The following is a 223-nucleotide window of genomic DNA, read 5'->3' as shown; positions in this document are numbered from 1 at the left end:
CCGCGGCGACCACGGCCGCGACCAAGCCAACACCAGCAAGGAACTCCGCTACGACTACCAGGCCCAACCGAACTTCTACTACTGCGGACCCGCCGCCACCCGCAACGCCCTGTCCGCCGACGGCCACACCATCAACATGGACGACCTCGCCAACGAAATGGGCACCACCGAAGCCGGCACCAACAGCGCCGAAGACACCACCCGCGCCCTCAACAAGGTCCTC

At 66.4% G+C, this 223-nt stretch carries 1 protein-coding gene; it reads left to right on the top strand.

Features of this window, described 5'->3' with window-relative positions; translation table 11 throughout:
* Positions 1–223: C39 family peptidase (locus ACXN5W_RS30465; RefSeq protein ID WP_473161829.1), on the top strand; the 223-nt coding region annotated here is incomplete at both ends.

Source organism: Plantactinospora sp. A48, from assembly GCF_055793945.1.
Note: the sequence above shows the minus strand (reverse complement) of the source record. Positions and strands in the feature narration are given on the sequence as shown.